The organism is Bradyrhizobium sp. B120 (genome assembly GCF_049075665.1).
In the GTDB taxonomy this organism is placed as follows: Bacteria; Pseudomonadota; Alphaproteobacteria; order Rhizobiales; family Xanthobacteraceae; genus Bradyrhizobium.
This window is the reverse complement of record NZ_CP185242.1, coordinates 2,209,018-2,225,259: the sequence shown is the minus strand read 5'-3', so window position 1 is coordinate 2,225,259 and position 16,242 is coordinate 2,209,018. Positions and strand designations below refer to the sequence as shown.

Annotated in this window: 12 protein-coding genes and 1 pseudogene; 4 read left to right on the top strand and 9 right to left on the bottom strand. The window is 59.1% G+C overall.

The window, feature by feature from the left end:
• Positions 1-37: 37 nt before the first annotated feature.
• From ACOIX3_RS10445 to ACOIX3_RS10410, 8 genes are all read right to left on the bottom strand, one after another.
• Positions 38-2,053 (bottom strand): carbamoyltransferase, encoded by a 2,016-nt coding sequence (locus tag ACOIX3_RS10445; RefSeq protein ID WP_420969676.1) that lies wholly within the window; start codon positions 2,051-2,053, stop codon positions 38-40.
• 322 nt (positions 2,054-2,375) lie between these two features.
• Positions 2,376-3,164 (bottom strand): ABC transporter permease, encoded by a 789-nt coding sequence (locus tag ACOIX3_RS10440; RefSeq protein ID WP_420969674.1) that lies wholly within the window; start codon positions 3,162-3,164, stop codon positions 2,376-2,378.
• A 3-nt stretch (positions 3,165-3,167) separates the two neighbouring features.
• On the bottom strand, positions 3,168-4,088 hold the full coding sequence (gene nodI, locus ACOIX3_RS10435) for a nodulation factor ABC transporter ATP-binding protein NodI (protein WP_420969672.1): 921 nt from the start codon (positions 4,086-4,088) through the stop codon (positions 3,168-3,170).
• 1 nt (position 4,089) lies between these two features.
• Positions 4,090-5,799 carry a nodulation protein NodU gene (gene nodU / locus ACOIX3_RS10430; protein WP_420969670.1) on the bottom strand — a complete coding sequence of 570 codons (1,710 nt, stop codon included), beginning with the start codon at positions 5,797-5,799 and terminating at the stop codon, positions 4,090-4,092.
• A gap of 12 nt (positions 5,800-5,811) precedes the next feature.
• Positions 5,812-6,306, bottom strand: coding sequence for an SAM-dependent methyltransferase (locus tag ACOIX3_RS10425; protein ID WP_420969668.1), 495 nt, complete (start codon positions 6,304-6,306; stop codon positions 5,812-5,814).
• Between the two features lie 52 nt (positions 6,307-6,358).
• On the bottom strand, positions 6,359-7,726 hold the full coding sequence (gene nodC / locus ACOIX3_RS10420) for a chitooligosaccharide synthase NodC (protein WP_420969666.1): 1,368 nt from the start codon (positions 7,724-7,726) through the stop codon (positions 6,359-6,361).
• Between the two features lie 16 nt (positions 7,727-7,742).
• Complete coding sequence (nodB, locus tag ACOIX3_RS10415) at positions 7,743-8,402, bottom strand: chitooligosaccharide deacetylase NodB (RefSeq protein ID WP_420969664.1); 660 nt, start codon at positions 8,400-8,402, stop codon at positions 7,743-7,745.
• Entirely contained in the window at positions 8,399-9,031 is a 633-nt protein-coding gene (locus ACOIX3_RS10410; RefSeq protein ID WP_420969662.1) for a NodA family N-acyltransferase, read from the bottom strand. The genes nodB and ACOIX3_RS10410 overlap by 4 nt, the downstream gene beginning before the upstream one ends.
• Positions 9,032-9,888: 857 nt before the next feature.
• Between ACOIX3_RS10410 and nodD1 the strand changes: the two genes are divergently transcribed.
• From nodD1 to ACOIX3_RS10395, 3 genes are all read left to right on the top strand, one after another.
• A complete protein-coding gene (gene nodD1 / locus ACOIX3_RS10405) occupies positions 9,889-10,833 on the top strand; it encodes a transcriptional regulator NodD1 (RefSeq protein ID WP_420969660.1) in 945 nt (314 codons plus the stop codon).
• Between the two features lie 644 nt (positions 10,834-11,477).
• Positions 11,478-12,461 (top strand): transcriptional regulator NodD2, encoded by a 984-nt coding sequence (gene nodD2 / locus ACOIX3_RS10400; protein WP_420969658.1) that lies wholly within the window; start codon positions 11,478-11,480, stop codon positions 12,459-12,461.
• Between the two features lie 972 nt (positions 12,462-13,433).
• Entirely contained in the window at positions 13,434-14,147 is a 714-nt protein-coding gene (locus ACOIX3_RS10395) for a MerR family transcriptional regulator (protein WP_375789989.1), read from the top strand.
• A 1,016-nt stretch (positions 14,148-15,163) separates the two neighbouring features.
• Here ACOIX3_RS10395 and ACOIX3_RS10390 read toward each other — a convergent pair.
• On the bottom strand, positions 15,164-15,397 hold the full coding sequence (locus ACOIX3_RS10390) for a hypothetical protein (RefSeq protein WP_420969656.1): 234 nt from the start codon (positions 15,395-15,397) through the stop codon (positions 15,164-15,166).
• A 545-nt stretch (positions 15,398-15,942) separates the two neighbouring features.
• On the opposite strand from ACOIX3_RS10390, the pseudogene ACOIX3_RS10385 reads away from it, so the two are divergent.
• Positions 15,943-16,200 (top strand): annotated as a pseudogene (locus tag ACOIX3_RS10385) (transposase); the annotation flags it as partial.
• Positions 16,201-16,242: the final 42 nt, after the last annotated feature.

The window sequence follows — 16,242 nt, the reverse complement described above, 5'->3', positions numbered from 1 at the left end:
ATGTGGTCTTACTCATGAGCTCCGGTTGGGCTTCGCCTTATGTTTCGGTGTAGTCGCAAACAGCGCGTGGCGGATGCAGCCGGATGCGGCGTTGCTCCCAGACGAGCCGCAGTTCCTTCACGAGGTCTTCACGCCTGGCCTGGTCCAATTCGGTTGTGTCGAGAAGCCAGCCGAGCGACGCCTCACCCTCGATCCGCATCAGCAACTCGAAAAGCTCATGTGAGACACGCATGCTGTCGTGGCCCGAACGTCCCGTGCGGATCTCGCAGACCGTTTCCTGACGATTTCCCGCTGTGTGGGAGCGAACGCGATGAAGCGTTGCATAGGGCGGCAATGACACGCTCAGTGCAGTCCAATCCTGCATTGTTGCTGCCAGCTTCTTGACAAGGAAGGGTCCAACAACAAGTCCGTCCAGGTCAGTCGTCAAGAACGCGGCGATCGCGTCTGAAACGGAATCCACGATCGGCTCGGCATTGTTGTTAAAGGACGTATTCAGCAGAACCGGGATGCCGGTTCGCTTCTTGAACGCATTAATCACATCCCAATAGGCGGGGTTTGTCTTGCGCGATACTGTTTGCAGCCGGGCGGTACCATCAACGTGCGTGATCGCACCGAGCACGCTACGCTGTGCTTCACGCACGCGAACCACGAAGTTCATGAAGGGAAACTCCCGCTTGCCGTCCGGGAGCTCAAAGAACTCGCTCGCATCCTCCTCCAGCACCGATGGTGCAAACGGACGATAGCCCTCGCGCTTTTTGACCATCGCGTTGATCCGATCCTTGTTTTCGGCCGGCCGAGGGTCCGCAAGAATGCTGCGGTTGCCAAGCGCACGCGGCCCGAACTCAGAGCGGCCCTGAACCCAGCCGATCACGGCGCCATTTGCCATCCAGTCGGCCGCACTGCCTGCTATGTCATCACTTCGTTGAATATCGAGATGGCCGGACCATGCATTGAGCTCCTGTTCGATGGCTCGCTCGTTTCCGAGATCGGGCCCCCAATAGACGTCCTGCAGTCGCTCGCGCGGCACTGGTTTGCCCAGCTCGTTAGACATCATCAGCGCGGCGCCTAGTGCGCAACCGGCGTCGTGCGCCGCGGGTTGGACGAAGATGTCGTCGAAAAGTCCGGAATAGAGCAGCTTACCGTTCACGGTGCAGTTGTGCGCTACCCCACCAGCCAGGCACAAACGCGTCATGCCGGTCGCTTCGCGATGGTGCCGCAGGACGTGAAACACGATCCGCTCCAACGCCTCCTGTAGCGAAGCGCTGACATCCCGATGCTGCTGCGTGAATGGCATTCCCTTTCGCCGGATCTCGATGCTGCGGAGCAGGGCCGGACCGATTCGATCCAGGTGGACGCGATAGCCACCATTGTCCGACAACTCGTAGAACTGCGCGAAGAGCTCGCGATAGCGAGCGGGGTCACCGTAAGGGGCAAGTCCCATCACCTTGTACTCGTCGAACAACCCGTAGCCGAGATATCGAATCGCCTCGAGATAGAACAGCCCCAGAGAATTATGTTCTGGGAAGCTAGTGAGTTGCGTCATGTCGGTGCCCGACCCCACAGCCAAGAGGCCCGAGAGAAAATCGCCACCTCCGTCGACCGCAAAAATGAGACTTTGCTCGAATCCAGACATCGCAAACGCGCTCACGGCATGAGCTTCGTGGTGATTTACGAAGGAAACCCGCGACGCGTCGACCTCGGCACCGAACTCCCGTGCCAGCAGCTGCCGCAGCACCAGTCTGGCGTCCAACGGAATGGGCTGGGAAACACAAAGGCGCTCGAGCATAGTATTGCAGTAAGCTTCGGTCGCGTAGAACGCGATACGGTCGATTTCGTCAAGCTCGACTCCTGCAGTAGAAAGGCAGTATCGGATCGCGTTGCTGGGAAACTTATTGGAGTGCTTGACCCGATTGAGGCGCTCCTCTTCGACGGCAGCGATAACGCGGCCATCTCGCACAAGAACTGCAGCGCCGTCGTGCAGAAATGTATTCGGTAACTCGGGCGAGCTCTCATAGACTCTGTCTAGACCGCCACTCACTCCCAGACACAACATCACCTTCTCCATTTAATCATGACAAGAATGTCAACTGCCGTTCCACCTACGCAGTCTGGACTCGCACTACGTCGGCTGCGCGGGGCCGGACAGCACAACCAGGACTCTCGCAAAATCCGCCCCGACGCGTAGCGATCGGCGAGCAGCAATTGAGCGGCTGGTGCTCGCACCGATCAACTGATCAGTCGGCTAACCAGCTTGATCGCGTTCTTTTTAAACCCATGCAGCTGTTGCTGTGGCGGGTCGGGTCGCCTCGCCCCACCGCAGAGAGCGTCGTGCGACCGCATCGATTGAATTTTCTCCGTGTTCGCGAGATTTCATGTCAACGCAGCAGGCGCCGGCGAAACAGTGCCGTCGATACGAAGAACGGCAGTATCGCGTACATGCAAAGCGCACCGACATGCAGGGCAGCGCCGCCGGCTGTGCGCTCAAGCATCGCCGGGCGAATGAGGTCGACCGAATGTGCGAGCGGCAGCAAACCGGCGAAGTGCTGAAATGAGCCGGGCAGTTGGCTCATCGGAAACACCGCGCCACACAGAAACACCATAGGGGTAAGGACAAGCGTCTGGTAAAACACGAAGTAATCGTAACTTGGCGCAAGAGATATGACGACCATCGCCAGGCTGGCGAAGACAAGGCCGGTAAGGGCGACGGTTGGCACCGCATAGACAATCGACGGCCAGGATGCATAACCCAGCGTGGCAGCAACAGTCCCGATCGCAGTTCCGGCCAGAACGGACTTACTGGCCGCCCACACCAATTCACCTAGAACGATATCGCCAAGCGTAAGCTGTGTTGACAGAATAGCTTCCCAGGTGCGCGAGGACTCCATGCGCGCAAAGGCTGCGTACAAGGTTTCAAAACTCGCAGCTGTCATGGCGCTGGTCGCGACCATGCCCGCCGCCAGAAACGCGATGTAAGAGGTTCCCTCGACGCGCCCCACGATCAGCCCGAGGCCAAAGCCAAGGCCAAATAGATTGGTTATGGGATCCGCGAGGTTGCCGAGAACCGATGCAAGTGCGACTTTTTTCCATGCTAGGAAGTTTCGACGCCACACCGCGATCCAGTTGTACGCGTTAGCGGGCATCACCGCCGCATAACCTTCACCCATCGCTCACTTCTCCATCTCGCGCCCGGTCAGCCGCAAAAATACGTCTTCGAGATTTGCCGGACGCTGCAGAATACGAAGGCCCGCACGCTCGCGCAGTTGCTCGCGTATCTGCTCCGGATATGGCGCGTAACAGAAGAGTGTCTCTCCACTTACTTCGATGTGCCGCGCATAAGGCCTGATCAGCTCACAGAGCTCATATGGATCACCGCCATAGATCTCGATTACGTTGCAGCCGATATGCTCGTCGATCAAGGCGTCGGGTTTGCCTTCAGCGATCTTGCGTCCACCCTCGAGGACACACAGCCGATCGCATAGGCGTTCCGCCTCTTCCATGAAGTGTGTGGTCAAGAGGATCGTCTTGCCACGGGAAAGCAGAACCCGCAGGCGTTCCCAGATCAGATGGCGTGCGTGTGGATCCAGACCAGTCGTCGGCTCGTCCATCACCAGAAGATGTGGATCATTGATCAACGCACGCGCCAGCGTCAACCGCCGTTTCATGCCACCGGACAGCTCGGCGACGCGCATGTCCGCCTTGCCTTCGAGGCGCGCGAACTCAAGCAACGACGGCACGACTGCCTCGATCTTCCGAGCGCTCATGCCGAAGTAGCGGCCAAACACCAGCAGGTTCTCTCGTACCGTGAACTCGAGTTCAAGGTTATCGAACTGCGGCACCACGCCGATGCGCACACGTGCTACACGAGCGCGTGCAGGCACAGGCTCATTAAGGACTGTAATCTTGCCTGCGTCCGGCGAGATCAAGCCGAGGAGCATACGCGCAATCGTGCTCTTGCCAGCTCCATTGGGCCCGAGCAGGCCGAAGCATTCTCCGCGCGCAACCGAGAACGACAGCTCATTGACGATGATCTTGTCGCCAAAGGCCTTTGTTACGCCGGCAAGGTCGATTGCTGCGGTGGACATGCTCATCTTAGGCAGGCAGAAGTCGTTCAGCCGATGTTGGCTTGCGTACGACCGTTTTGGTCCAGAGCAGGCCGTCGCACCAGACATGTTCGACGCGTCCCCATTGGCAGGCCGCGGCAGCATCCGGGAAGAATCCACGTCCGTGGAGGTTTGCACTCGTGTTACAGAGCAGCGGAATGCCCGTGAGTTGCTCAAATTCGACGAGGAGCTCGGCGATCTTGTGCGGAGAGTTGCGTGAGATTGTCTGCAATCGCGCAGAACCGTCCAGATGGACGACAGCGGGGACCTTGTCGCGCCATGCCGCTCGAGTCTGGTGATCGAACAGCATGTAAGGATCTGGCGTACCTGGGCTGAAGATCTCTGGCGCGCGGTCTTCCAGGCAGATCGGCGCGACCGGCCGGAAGTGCTCGCGACGCTTGATGTCGTTGAGATGATCCTTCATCGCTGGCGAGGTCGCAGCTGCAAGAATGCTTCTGCCGCCCAACGCCCGCGGCCCCAGCTCGGCGCGCCCGGAAAGAAAGATTACCGGCTTGTTGCTGGCGAGAATGGCCGCCAGCTCACGCAGACTGCACGGCGCGGCCTCCCATTCTGACGGGATCTCGCTGGCCTGCAGGGCAGGACCACTGTAGACCGACCATTCCAGCGGCGCGAACCCATTTTGCGCCGCCATCGCACTGCAGGCAGCACCGATTGCCGAGCCGCTGTCATTTGGAAATGGCGGCACCCAGACATCATCGAACAGTCCCGTCGCGCGAAGCGCGGTATTCCACTTGATATTGAGACCGCAACCACCGGCGACACATAGATTTCGCGCCCCCGGAAGCGACGAATGCCGCAGCAAGACCATCGCAATTTCCTGGACAAGAAGACGTTCTAGGAACACGTGAAACGACGCAAGGACGTCCTCCGCTGGCTTGGCCTTCAGGTGCAGTGCGCTCGCCTCGAAAAACTCGTGCATCGCTGCAAGCGACGCTTCCTCATTGGAGATGTCCGCGCGGTAGCGGCGAGCCTGTTCCGTGTCCGCAGCGAATCGCCTTTCGTAAAGCTCCTGAAACACTGCCACGATGCTTTCGTCGACAGAGCCAAGCGCGATGTAAGCCATCAGCTTGCCGGCGATGCCTAAGTCCCAATTGGCGCGATCCGGCTTCCTGTACGGCCCGAAGTGAAGGCCGGCGGCGGCATAGGCGTGACCGATCATCGGAAACAGGCACGCTATGAGCCGCGCGCCCCGAGGTTCAACATAGTAAAGCCGGGGAAAGATGCTGCCGTCCCATACCAGACAGAACGCGGGCTTTCCCGAGATGGCGAAGGGGCTGGTGCTATATGCTGACGCGACGTGGCCCGCGACGTGCGGGTAACTCTTATAGGGAAACACCTTGCCGCCAAGGATCAAGCCAAAGCCGTCTACGGAATCAAGAAGGCCCTCAGCATGGCGCTCGACATATGGCGCCCCTTTCAGCGCGATCGGCACCGCCCCACTGAGCACGTGGAATTGCGACTGGATCTCCCCATCCCAGCCGTCGATGACGAACTGATCAATATCTCGCGGATCCAGGCCATGCTCTGCCAATGCGAGCACAACCGCATCGAGATTGTCGATGGACTGATAGCGTGGATTGTTGCCGCGCTTCTCTTGCTCGGTGCAAAAGACAAGCTGCCCGTCCTCGACGACAGCGATTGCTCCGTCATGTGTCAACTTGATGCCGCAGATACGCATATGCCTCCTGGCCTAATGACCGCGATTTGATTGTTCTGACGAGTGACTCGGCTCCCGGAACAGCACGAGCAAGCATTCTTCGTTGACCGACTCCGTGTGGCAATGCAGACGCTCGACCACCGATAGGATCTCATTGAAGAGGGAAATCAGCGTCTCAGCGCGAGCAGCGTGACCCCAGCGCCGACACGTGGCATCGCGCGTGGATCCGAACAGCAGGGTACCATTCGGTGCAAGCATACTCGGCAGGTTGCGGATCGCTGCGTGCATCTCGGCAGCATCATTGAGGTCGTAAAGACCCTTAGCTACGGCGATCGCCCGCGGCATGACATCGAGCACGGTGATTCGTTGGCAGTGGGGTGCCAGCATCTCCGTGAATACGCCGGCTGGACATCCGACATCAAAGGCACGCCTAACATCCCCGTTGCGACGCGCGATCCGGAGCATTTGCGCGTACCGCTCCTGCTCGAACGAATTGCGGTCGAGCCGCCACGGCTCGCCGACGGCCAACTCGCGCTCTCGTATCTGATGGTTGCTGTCCGCTATCACGAGTTCAATCAACCTATTTGTAGGCAGTCGATCGGTCGCGACCGCAAGCACTCTCGGCGGCCACCAAGCTCGATGAAAATCCCGGCTTGCGAATTGCGCCAGAACTTCCCGCAGTACCTGCAGGGCTCGCTCCAGCATTCGCGTGCGGGATGACGGCCTCCTTTTCGCCTTCGGTCGGCAAGTCGACGACCTTACGCGACAGCCAATCGCTATTGCTCAACGTACAAAGCGCATAAGCTTTCAGAGGCAGCAAGAGAAAGATGTTGATCGGTGTGTGAAGTGAGAACCCGAGAAACCGTACGTCGCGCGCACGAAAGGCTGCCACACTGCACCGGACCATTGTCATTGCTGCAATCGTCAGTATCGTCCACCAGGGCACCGCCCCGCCGATTACCAGCTGTGCGAGCGCAGCCAGTGATGACAGCGCCAGCAGCAACGGGCCGAGATTCTGTCCGATAACGTCTAGCGTGAGATAGCTATCGAGTTCTGGCAGCAGGCGTAATGCAAGAAACGTGTCCCGAAAGGTACTGCGGGCCCAGCGGAGTTGCTGACGCAGATATGGCCCAAGGCTGTCGGGGACGACTGTTGCCGCGATAGCGGCCGGGACATACTCGGTTCGAAACCCTGCCTTGAGCATGAGGATCGTTAGATGGCGGTCCTCGCCGAAATCGCTCGGCTTGCCACGAAAGAATTGCGCTTCGTATTGATCAAGCAGCAATGCGAGAGCAGAGCGACGATACATCGCGCATGGGCCGCAGCAGCACATGACTGCCCCGAACCGAGCCTGCGCCGCGCGCTCTTCGTTGCACGCCAGCCAGTATTCCATGTCGACCAGCTTGGTCAGCCAGGTCTCGTCGCGATTGCTCGCTATCAACTGTCCCATGGCCGCACCGATCTCTGGCTCTCGCATCTTAAATGCAAGCTTAGTGACCACGTCGGTGGCGAGGATCGTATCCGAGTCGACGTTGAGCACCAGATCCCCAGAAGAGCTGCGTATCGCGGCGATCTGCGCCTTGCGCTTTCCAACATTCTTGGCCAGCAAGGTGATGCTGAACCTCGGATCGTTCGCATAGATGTCATGTACGGGCGCCACAACGTCGCGATTTGCTGATCCGTCGTCGACCACATAGACCCGCAGTTTTCCTGCGTAGTTCTGACTTGCAATCGACTCGAGACATTTGGCGAGCGTGTTTGGGTCCTCGTTGAAGCAAGGCACGATGACGTCTACGCTCGGCACAGCTACCTCGGATTGTCCCAGATCGTCCTGCAACGATGAGGCAATCGCCGGCTGAGCATAAAGCGCTTGCGCGCTCTTGTAGACAGTCGAGAGCAGCGCATAAGACGAAACGGCAACAGCGCTGGTTGTAGCGAGCAGGTCCATAGGGTGCCAATTTTGTTCAGTGAAGTTGCGGAAGCGGACGGATTGCAAAGCCGCGCTGTTGTAACGTCGGAATCAGATATGACAGCGCCAGCACCGTCTGATCACGCAAAGTGGCATCAGTGCCCAGTCTCTCCTCACCCGGAGGATATCCGTCGTGCAGGAGCACAACTGCACCCGGGCGAACGGCCGCCAGCACTGAATTCACAATCCTATCAACCCCAGGGCGCGACCAATCTCTCGGATCGACCGACCAGTGCACAGCTGCGAGACCAGCCTTCGCTGACGTAGCGAGCACCTCTTGCGTCCATATGCCGTAGGGTGCTCGCATGTGCCTGGGCGAGGCCTGCGGGCATGCCAAACGAATCGCTTTGCTCGCCGTTAGCACTTCATCGTGGACCACTGCTGGTTCACACCTGGACAGATCCGGATGCGTCATCGTGTGGTTTGCGACTTCGTGCCCCTCCGCGATCATTCGTCGAATGAGTTCAGGCTGATCGGCCACGTACGTGCCGATCACGAAGAACGTCGCCGGCACCCGATGTTGCGTCAGCACATCAAGGACGTCTGGCGTGCAAAATGGATTTGGCCCATCATCGAAGGTCAAATAGACGCTGCGACTTCCACCGACGTCAGCGTAATCGCGACGCACCGCGGACGGGGGGGCGAGTTCTTTCACAGCTCAGGCCCGTTGCGGTCGATAATCGTCCCGGCCGGCCACTCGCTGATCGAGCGCCCAAGGGGGAGAACCACCACGAGAACATCTTCGATCCGGACCGGCGACAAATTGGGATACACATCTGGATGCGTAGACCTGACGCGAATACCCGACATGAGGGTTGCCAGCCCCTGCCGCCCGACCAGCCTGGTAAGATGCTTCTCAAGCGCAGGCCGAACCGTACCAAAGCCGAACGGAACCCCGAACTCCTGCAGTGCAGGGTACATCACGCGCATTGAGTGGCTGATTCCAAGCCCCTCAAGATCCGGACGCACCGCATATAGTCCAAGCTCGGCCACGAGTAGATCGACCCCGCCAATCTTGATGAATCGGCGTAGCAGGCCGATGTGAGCAGCGACGCCGCGCGCGTCGTAACCAATTGCGCGGACCTCCGGCCTTGCACCGGCCCAACTTCGATTGCCTTCGAATGACTGCGCATTGAACGCACCGGTCGGCCCGTAGCTCTGGCGGAAGAAGTCGGCGAGCGCGGCATGGTCCGCGAGCCGCAGCTCGTTTTCCCAGCGAAGGCTCCACTGGACTTGAGAGCGCGCTGAAGGCCCCTCCTCAGACCGGGATCCGGCACTTTTCATGGCGGGCTTCCCGGCGCCAGTGGGGTTAAGAGCAAAGATGGTCACGTGAGCAACTCGCTATGCGCCGAACCGCTGAACGATACTGATATGCGCAGACACGCGGCATCCGAGCTCGGCCCCCTCGCCAGCACCGCGCCTGAGCGGATCGATTGCAACGGCGCCTTCACTAGCGGAGAGATCAACGGACAGGTTGCGCGCGTCGCTCCGACCGATGCCACGCCCGAGATATGGCAGGACATGCCGACGGGGCGATTGGATTGCCCACAACCTATCGGCACCACGGAGCGGTTCCACCTCGTCCGGGATCGTTATCGGCGCTGTGCAGTCTGACGCCTGGCCATCGAAGCGTGAGACCTCATCGAAGGCGCGTCCGATTGGCACCAGATCAACTTGTGTCTTATGCATTTTCGACGCGCCCTGAATGCGATGGACAGGCGAGCCGTTTGGCCGTTCGCCCGAGATATTTGGCATTCGCAATCTGCGCCTGCCGCTCGATCGCGACACTAGGGCGAGGCTGAGCCAACCCTCTAGTGTACGTGGGTAAACCGCCGATATGGAAAGGGATGGAATACACATACGAAGGTTTGTCGGGGCCCGCCTAGCGTCGTATCGAGCCCCCGTCGTATCGAGAAGAAGCGACGCAGGTCGCATCGCGCGCCGAAAGCCACCCCCACTCAGCGGACTCGGCAGGCGAGCGCACGTCCAGGAATTCTTCTCGGAGCCCGCGTAACCACCAGCAGCCATCGTGATATGCCTGATAATTTTTTCCAAACTGATGTTTGCTATCCAACATTCCGCAATTTGGTAAAATCGATTGTTTCGATAGAACACATCCACACGATGGATAGACTCACAACATGCGGTTCAAGGGACTTGATCTAAACCTTCTCGTTGCGCTCGACGCTCTGATGACGGAGCGCAACCTCACAGCGGCGGCGCGCAAAATTAACCTCAGCCAGCCCGCTATGAGCGCCGCGATCGCACGGTTGCGCACCTATTTCCGCGACGAACTGTTTACGATGAGAGGTCGTGAGCTCGTCCCGACACCTTGCGCGGAGGCGCTCGCGGGTCCGGTTCGCGAGGCCCTCCTGCACATCCAACTCTCGATCATTTCACGGGACGTGTTCGACCCTACTCAGTCGGATCGACGCTTCAGGGTCATCCTCTCCGATTTCATGACAATCGTCTTTTTTCGGAGAATTATTGATCGCATCGCACAGGAGGCTCCCGCCGTGCGCTTCGAATTGCTGCCATTTTCCGATGAGTCCGATGAACTGCTCCGCCGCGGCGAGGTCGATTTTCTCATTCTGCCGGAACCGTTCATGTCGAGCGCGCATCCCAAGGCGACGCTGTTCGATGAGACTCTCGTATGCGTGGGATGCCGTACAAACGGGCAGCTATCACGACAGCTTACATTCGAGAAATACATTTCGATGGGGCACGTGACGGCCAAGTTTGGGCGGGCACTGAGACCGACTCTCGAAGAATGGTTTTTGCTTGAGCACGGCCTCAAGAGACGCATTGAAGTCGTTGTGCAGGGCTTTAGCCTGATTCCGCCTATATTGTTAGACACGCCCCGTATAGGGACAATGCCCTTACGACTCGCCAGACATTTCGAAAAGCGGATACCTCTGCGGATTGTCGAGCCCCCGCTCCCCCTGCCCACCTTCACCGAGGCTGTACAGTGGCCTGCGCTCCACAATACCGATCCGGCGAGCATTTGGATGCGTCGGATATTGTTGGAGGAGGCATTCAATATGGCATCTGCGCATCAGGGGCCCCCAACGCGCAGGCGCTGCTAAGTCGCCGCAAGCCGCTCTCGACAAGTTGCAAATATACTACCAACTCCTTTGACGTGCTCGGCCGCGTTGGCATTTCAACGTCTCGAACGGCGCTGTTCCGGTCCGTGCGAACCCTGCGATGGGTAGCGACGATTCGCCCATTGGCGGCCGTCGTGATCTCTCAAGGTGTGGTTTGGCGCGCTTATACTGCAAGCGGCGGCGTCCGACACGATCGCGGGGGGCTGTTTTCGGTTCAATAAAGCCAGGCTAGCCGAATTAAACTGCTTGAATCCCACACTGCGTCAGGTTGTAGATTGGCCGCCGTGACTAACCCTGCGCTACGCGGACGTCGACGGGGCGCATTGGCAAACTCCACGGCTCTGGCCGGATAGGCTCCGGGCCGCCTGCCAGTCATGTTATTGTCCAGTTCGCGTTGCGAGTGTCGCCGGAGCGGCGAGTCCGATCATCGCGGCTGCCGACGGCTTCCGGTCGCTTGTGGTCCGCCGATCGCCTCGCTCGCGCATCTAGCGATGATTCCGCGAGCTTCCTTTTGCGATCGCAGGGTAGGAGCAGAGTCGATTCGGGCGAGCCAATGAGACTGCATCAAGCGCAGCCGTTGTCGCTCATTGTATGCACCGCCAAACGTTTACGCCGGACAAGAAGATATGCGTTTCAAAGGCCTGGATCTAAATCTCCTCGTCGCGCTTGATGCTCTTATGACTGAGCGCAATCTCACCGCAGCAGCACGCAAGATTAACCTTAGTCAGCCCGCCATGAGCGCAGCCGTTAGCCGACTGCGGTCCTATTTCCGTGATGAGCTGTTTGCGATGAGAGGCCGGGAGCTCGTCCCGACCTCACGCGCCGAGGGATTGGCGGCTCCCGTTCGCGAGGCCCTGATGCACATCCAGCTCGCCATCATCGCGCGGGAGGCGTTCGACCCGGCTCAATCGAACCGGCGATTCAGGATCGGCCTTTCTGATTCCATGACAGTCGTGTTCTTCCGAAATGTCGTGGAGCGCGTAGCGCGAGAAGCGCCCGCCGTGAGCTTCGAACTGGTGGCACTCGCCGACGAGCACGACGAGCTTCTCCGGCGCGGCGACGTCGATTTTGTTATCCTGCCGGAACTATTCATGTCCAGCGCGCACCCCCGGGTGGCCCTGTTCGAGGAGAGGCTCGTCTGCGTTGGCTGCTGCACGAACGGCCAGCTACTACGGCCGCTTACATTTGATCGATATATGTCAATGGGCCACGTTGCGGTTAAGCTCGGAGGCACGCGCAAGGCCGCCATCGAGGAATGCTTTCTACTCGGTCTCGGCCTCAATCGGCGCATCGACATTCTAGTGCAGAACTTCAACATGATCCCGCCCCTGCTGGCAGGCACAAGCCGCATAGGGACTATGCCATTGAGGCTCGTTCGGCACTTCCAAAGAACGACGCCGCTTCGCATTGCCGACCTTCCGCAGCCTTTCCCCACCTTTACCGAGGCCGTCCAATGGCCTGTCCTTCACAACAGCGATCCGGAAAGCAGCTGGATGCGAGAGATATTGTTGCAGGAAGCAGCACGTATGGCGTCGGCGCGCGACGAGTGCTCGATCATCTGCGCTTCGCAACAAGCGGACACTGACGGAGAGTTCGCTAGATCTGTCTAGCCGTTGCCGCAAGGACGCTTGCAAGGTACGCGCCCTTGTATCCGGAGGGATGCTCGACGCACGCGATTTGGGCTTGCCCTGCTCCAACTTATTGCTGCTAGATCGAGCGTCCTGCAGTGTGGGTTGCATGGACGGGCTATCATGACGCCGTTCGCTCGCACATTTGGCATCAGGCCCGATGTCCGAACGACGGCTCAATCCGAGTGTTGCCATGTTCTCGAGGGCCGGCCACAGGGACGAAGCGCGACACGATTGTGGCCTCGCGGAAGTTCGCCTTCTGCGTTGCAGTCCAGCCTCCGGGTGCAGCAGCCCTCGATAGACATACCAGGACCAGCTCACGGCTGCTCGCCGTCAATTCTCGGAATGAGTAGGCTCTCGGTGAGCGGAGCCGATCCGGTTTCGCCGGCGCGGCACCATGATGCACAGCCCGCGCGGCGCCGATCGCTTGTGCAGTTGACGAGAACCGCCCGTGCGCTTCGACGCTGAGTGCCGCGCACCTGTGTTGCCCTATCGCATCACCTTCAAGCGCATCGAATCTTCATCGCTCTACGCCGTCGGTCTGACTTCTTCTGGCCCTATCGCGGCCACACGTCTTGACGACGTGCGCTGCCCCGGCGCAATGACAAACAAGGAGCTGAACGTTGACGCAACACAGTGGTGTATTCGATCCGGAAGAACTTTCCGTCTTGGGAAGCCTATTTGACGGCACAGTCACGGCGTTACCGCTATCGATGCGAACTTTGGAAAATCGAACGGCGATCGCCAGGCTCATTTTGGAGCGTACAGCGGTTAGCGAGGCTCAACTGGCATGCTTAACGAAGTTGTTGAACACCATTTCTCGTCAGGGTTGATCGCCCGCCATTCTGAGGATAGTCACCTCTCTTACGCTGGAATCAGAGACGATCCAGCTAGAGCTTTGAAATAGCTTGAATCATACGTGACGTCAGGTTGTAGGCTTTGAAATTGAACAACATGAACAAAGCTACACCACGAAGGCGTCGATGGCGCATTGGCGAACTGGCGGAGGCGACCGGAGTGACGGTACGCACGCTGCATCACTACGAGCACACGGGCCTTTTGGCCGCCTCAGATCGTACGGACGGCGGCCACCGGATGTACGACCGCGAAAGCGCTCAACGGGTTCATCAGATTCGGGCGCTACGTGAGCTTGGCTTCTCTCTTCTCGAGATCCGTAAAGCTATGGAGGGAACGACCTCACTCACAGACCTGCTGCGCAAACATTTGGAGCGGATTGAACTTCAAGTTACTCGTGCGACCCTGTTGCGAGATCGTCTGCGCAACATGACGACGGACGGTGACGTCCAGGTAAGTGTAGATGAGCTGCCTGCCACTTTGGATGCCATGTCGCGGGTCGAGACGCGCAGACCAACGTCCCGATGCACATGCAAGTTGGCAGCAGAACGCGAGGAGCGGTGGCGGCGGATCCGCGATGAGCTGCGTGAGTGTATGGACAGGGGTGAGCATCCTTGCGGCGAGCGGGCAAAGGCTGTCGCGATTGCGGCGCGCTTGCTGATCGGCGAGATAGCCGGAGCCGATTCACGCGTTTCGACGATTTTAAAGGTACTTGCACGGTTAAGCGCCCCCCGCAGCCTGGCTGGTTGGGATCCCTGCCTCATGCAATATCTCGATCTCGCCCTTGCCGGGTTGGAGGATCAGCCGTACTGACATCCTCACGGAGGATGCGCACAGGATTGTCGGTCGGCCCTTCTCGAGCCGGGAGTGCGATGAAGTGTCGGTTGATCTGGCCGCGACGATGCGCGGCGGCAGCTTTATGGAGTCAGGGACAGCTCTTGCCGCCCTGGCCTCGTCGATCGGCCCTCGCCTGACACATTCATCGAACGCGGCCTTCAAAGGGGCTTGAACCGCACGTAACGTCAAATTGTAGGCTCTCCCATGGTCGCGGTGTGGCCAAGCTGACGCGCATGGCTTGGCTTGGCAGAAGCAACCGCATCGATCTTTGCAGGCGCGTTTGACCGCAGAGGCTAGCAGTTCACTTCAGGTGCGCATTGGGAGCTCTACAATGTTAGGAGGGCGTTACGTTTCAGCCGCAAGTACTGTGCTCCTCTTCTGCGCATTCATCTCGACTGCGCGTGCCTCCGACATCCACATTGCCGCGGTTAGCCCGATCAGCGGAAGCAGCGATGCGTCCGGCGCGCTGATGCGCGGTGGTGCGGCAGCGGCGGTCGAGACGTTGAACGGTTTGGTGGGCCTACTTCCCGATACAAAGGTGGCATTGGGCGTCGCCAACGACACCTGCACCCCGAAGCAAGCCGTGGCAGTTCCCAATGAGCTCACAACAGACCGAGTCCGGCGGGGTCGCTGGTCATTCTTGTTCCGCTTCTTCGATCCCCGGCTCCGACGTCTACGACGAAGCGGACATGATTCGAGGATCACCAGGCTCGACAAATCCTCAGCTGCCAGAACGTGGCTTTAAGACCGTCTTTCGGATCTGCGGCCACGACGACCAGGGCGTCGTTGCGGCTGTCGAGCAACACTGACCGGCACAACACAACGCCTCACTAGATTCAACCGGTGACACAGATGATAAGACGACGCTCTCACGACCTTGGTGCAACAATACTCGCGTGCTCTCTCGTACTCGCGGCTTTCGGAGCATTTGTAGCGCTCGCTGCAACGCTCGCGGAGCTTGCAGATGTCGATCCGCTGGAGGATGAACTGCGTCAGATGATAGGCAAATAGCACCTGCACCAACTCTCAGCGATCTTCCTTGCCTGGCCTGCTTTGATCAGCTCGATGGTCGGCCGCGTTGGTTCGTCGGTTTCTTCTTCAAATGGGTCGATGTTAACGGCCTTGTTGGCGATGTCACGAAGTGCCGGCCGCAACAGTACCATGAAACTCAATTTGCCGTACAATTCTGTCCTATCGAGCTCGCATGCTGACAACTGCACCTGCACTCCGCAACTTCCCGGGAGCAACATGTCGTGTGGGACAGGGCGAACTGTATGCCCTGCTCGCTGTGCGGTGGTGCGCCAGTTGGTCGCTCTGCTATCCGGCCGGATTGCTTCCCACGCGACTTGCGTCGACCTCGACATCAATGAAAACCGATTTCCGGTGCCCCCACGCCTCATGCAACGGTCAATTGCTGCCGCCCTCGAACGGGAGTGCCGATATCGAGAGGACCGTCTCATCCTGGGGCACGCAGCCGCCAAGCCGAGCATGGCGAGGCGCCAATCGGGTCACTTCGCAAGATCCAGAACGTCTTCAACATGATTGTGATCAGCCATGCCATCAGCGTCCGCATCCTTCATCGTTCCGCTTTCGAGGACAACCGCCGGCCTATCCGGCAAAAGCGGCAAGTCGTGGCAGCCGACTTCACTGAACTCGGACTTTCTGGATCGCCTTCGGACCCAAGCTTCGGGCCGGCGCATGTGGCAGATAACCTCTCATTGCGTATTTCTTCCCGCTGGCGTGCAGGTCCGGCCCCAAGAGGGGCGGACAGATGAAGCGACCAAGATTCACGGAACAGCAGATTATCGCGATACTGAAGGAGCACGAGGCTGGAGCGAAAGCAGCTGATCTAGCTCGCAGGCACAGGACGTCTGAGGCGGCGATCTACAATTGGAAGGCCAGGTTTGGCGGCATGGACGTTGCTGCGGCCAAGCGGTTGAAAGCCCTGGAAGAGGAGAACGCGAAGCTAAAGATGCTTCTGGTCGAGCACATGCTCGGCGTGGCGGCGCTTCGCGATCTCCTATCAAAGTAGTGGTCGGGACCGCCAACTGCTGGTCGTCATGAGCCACTC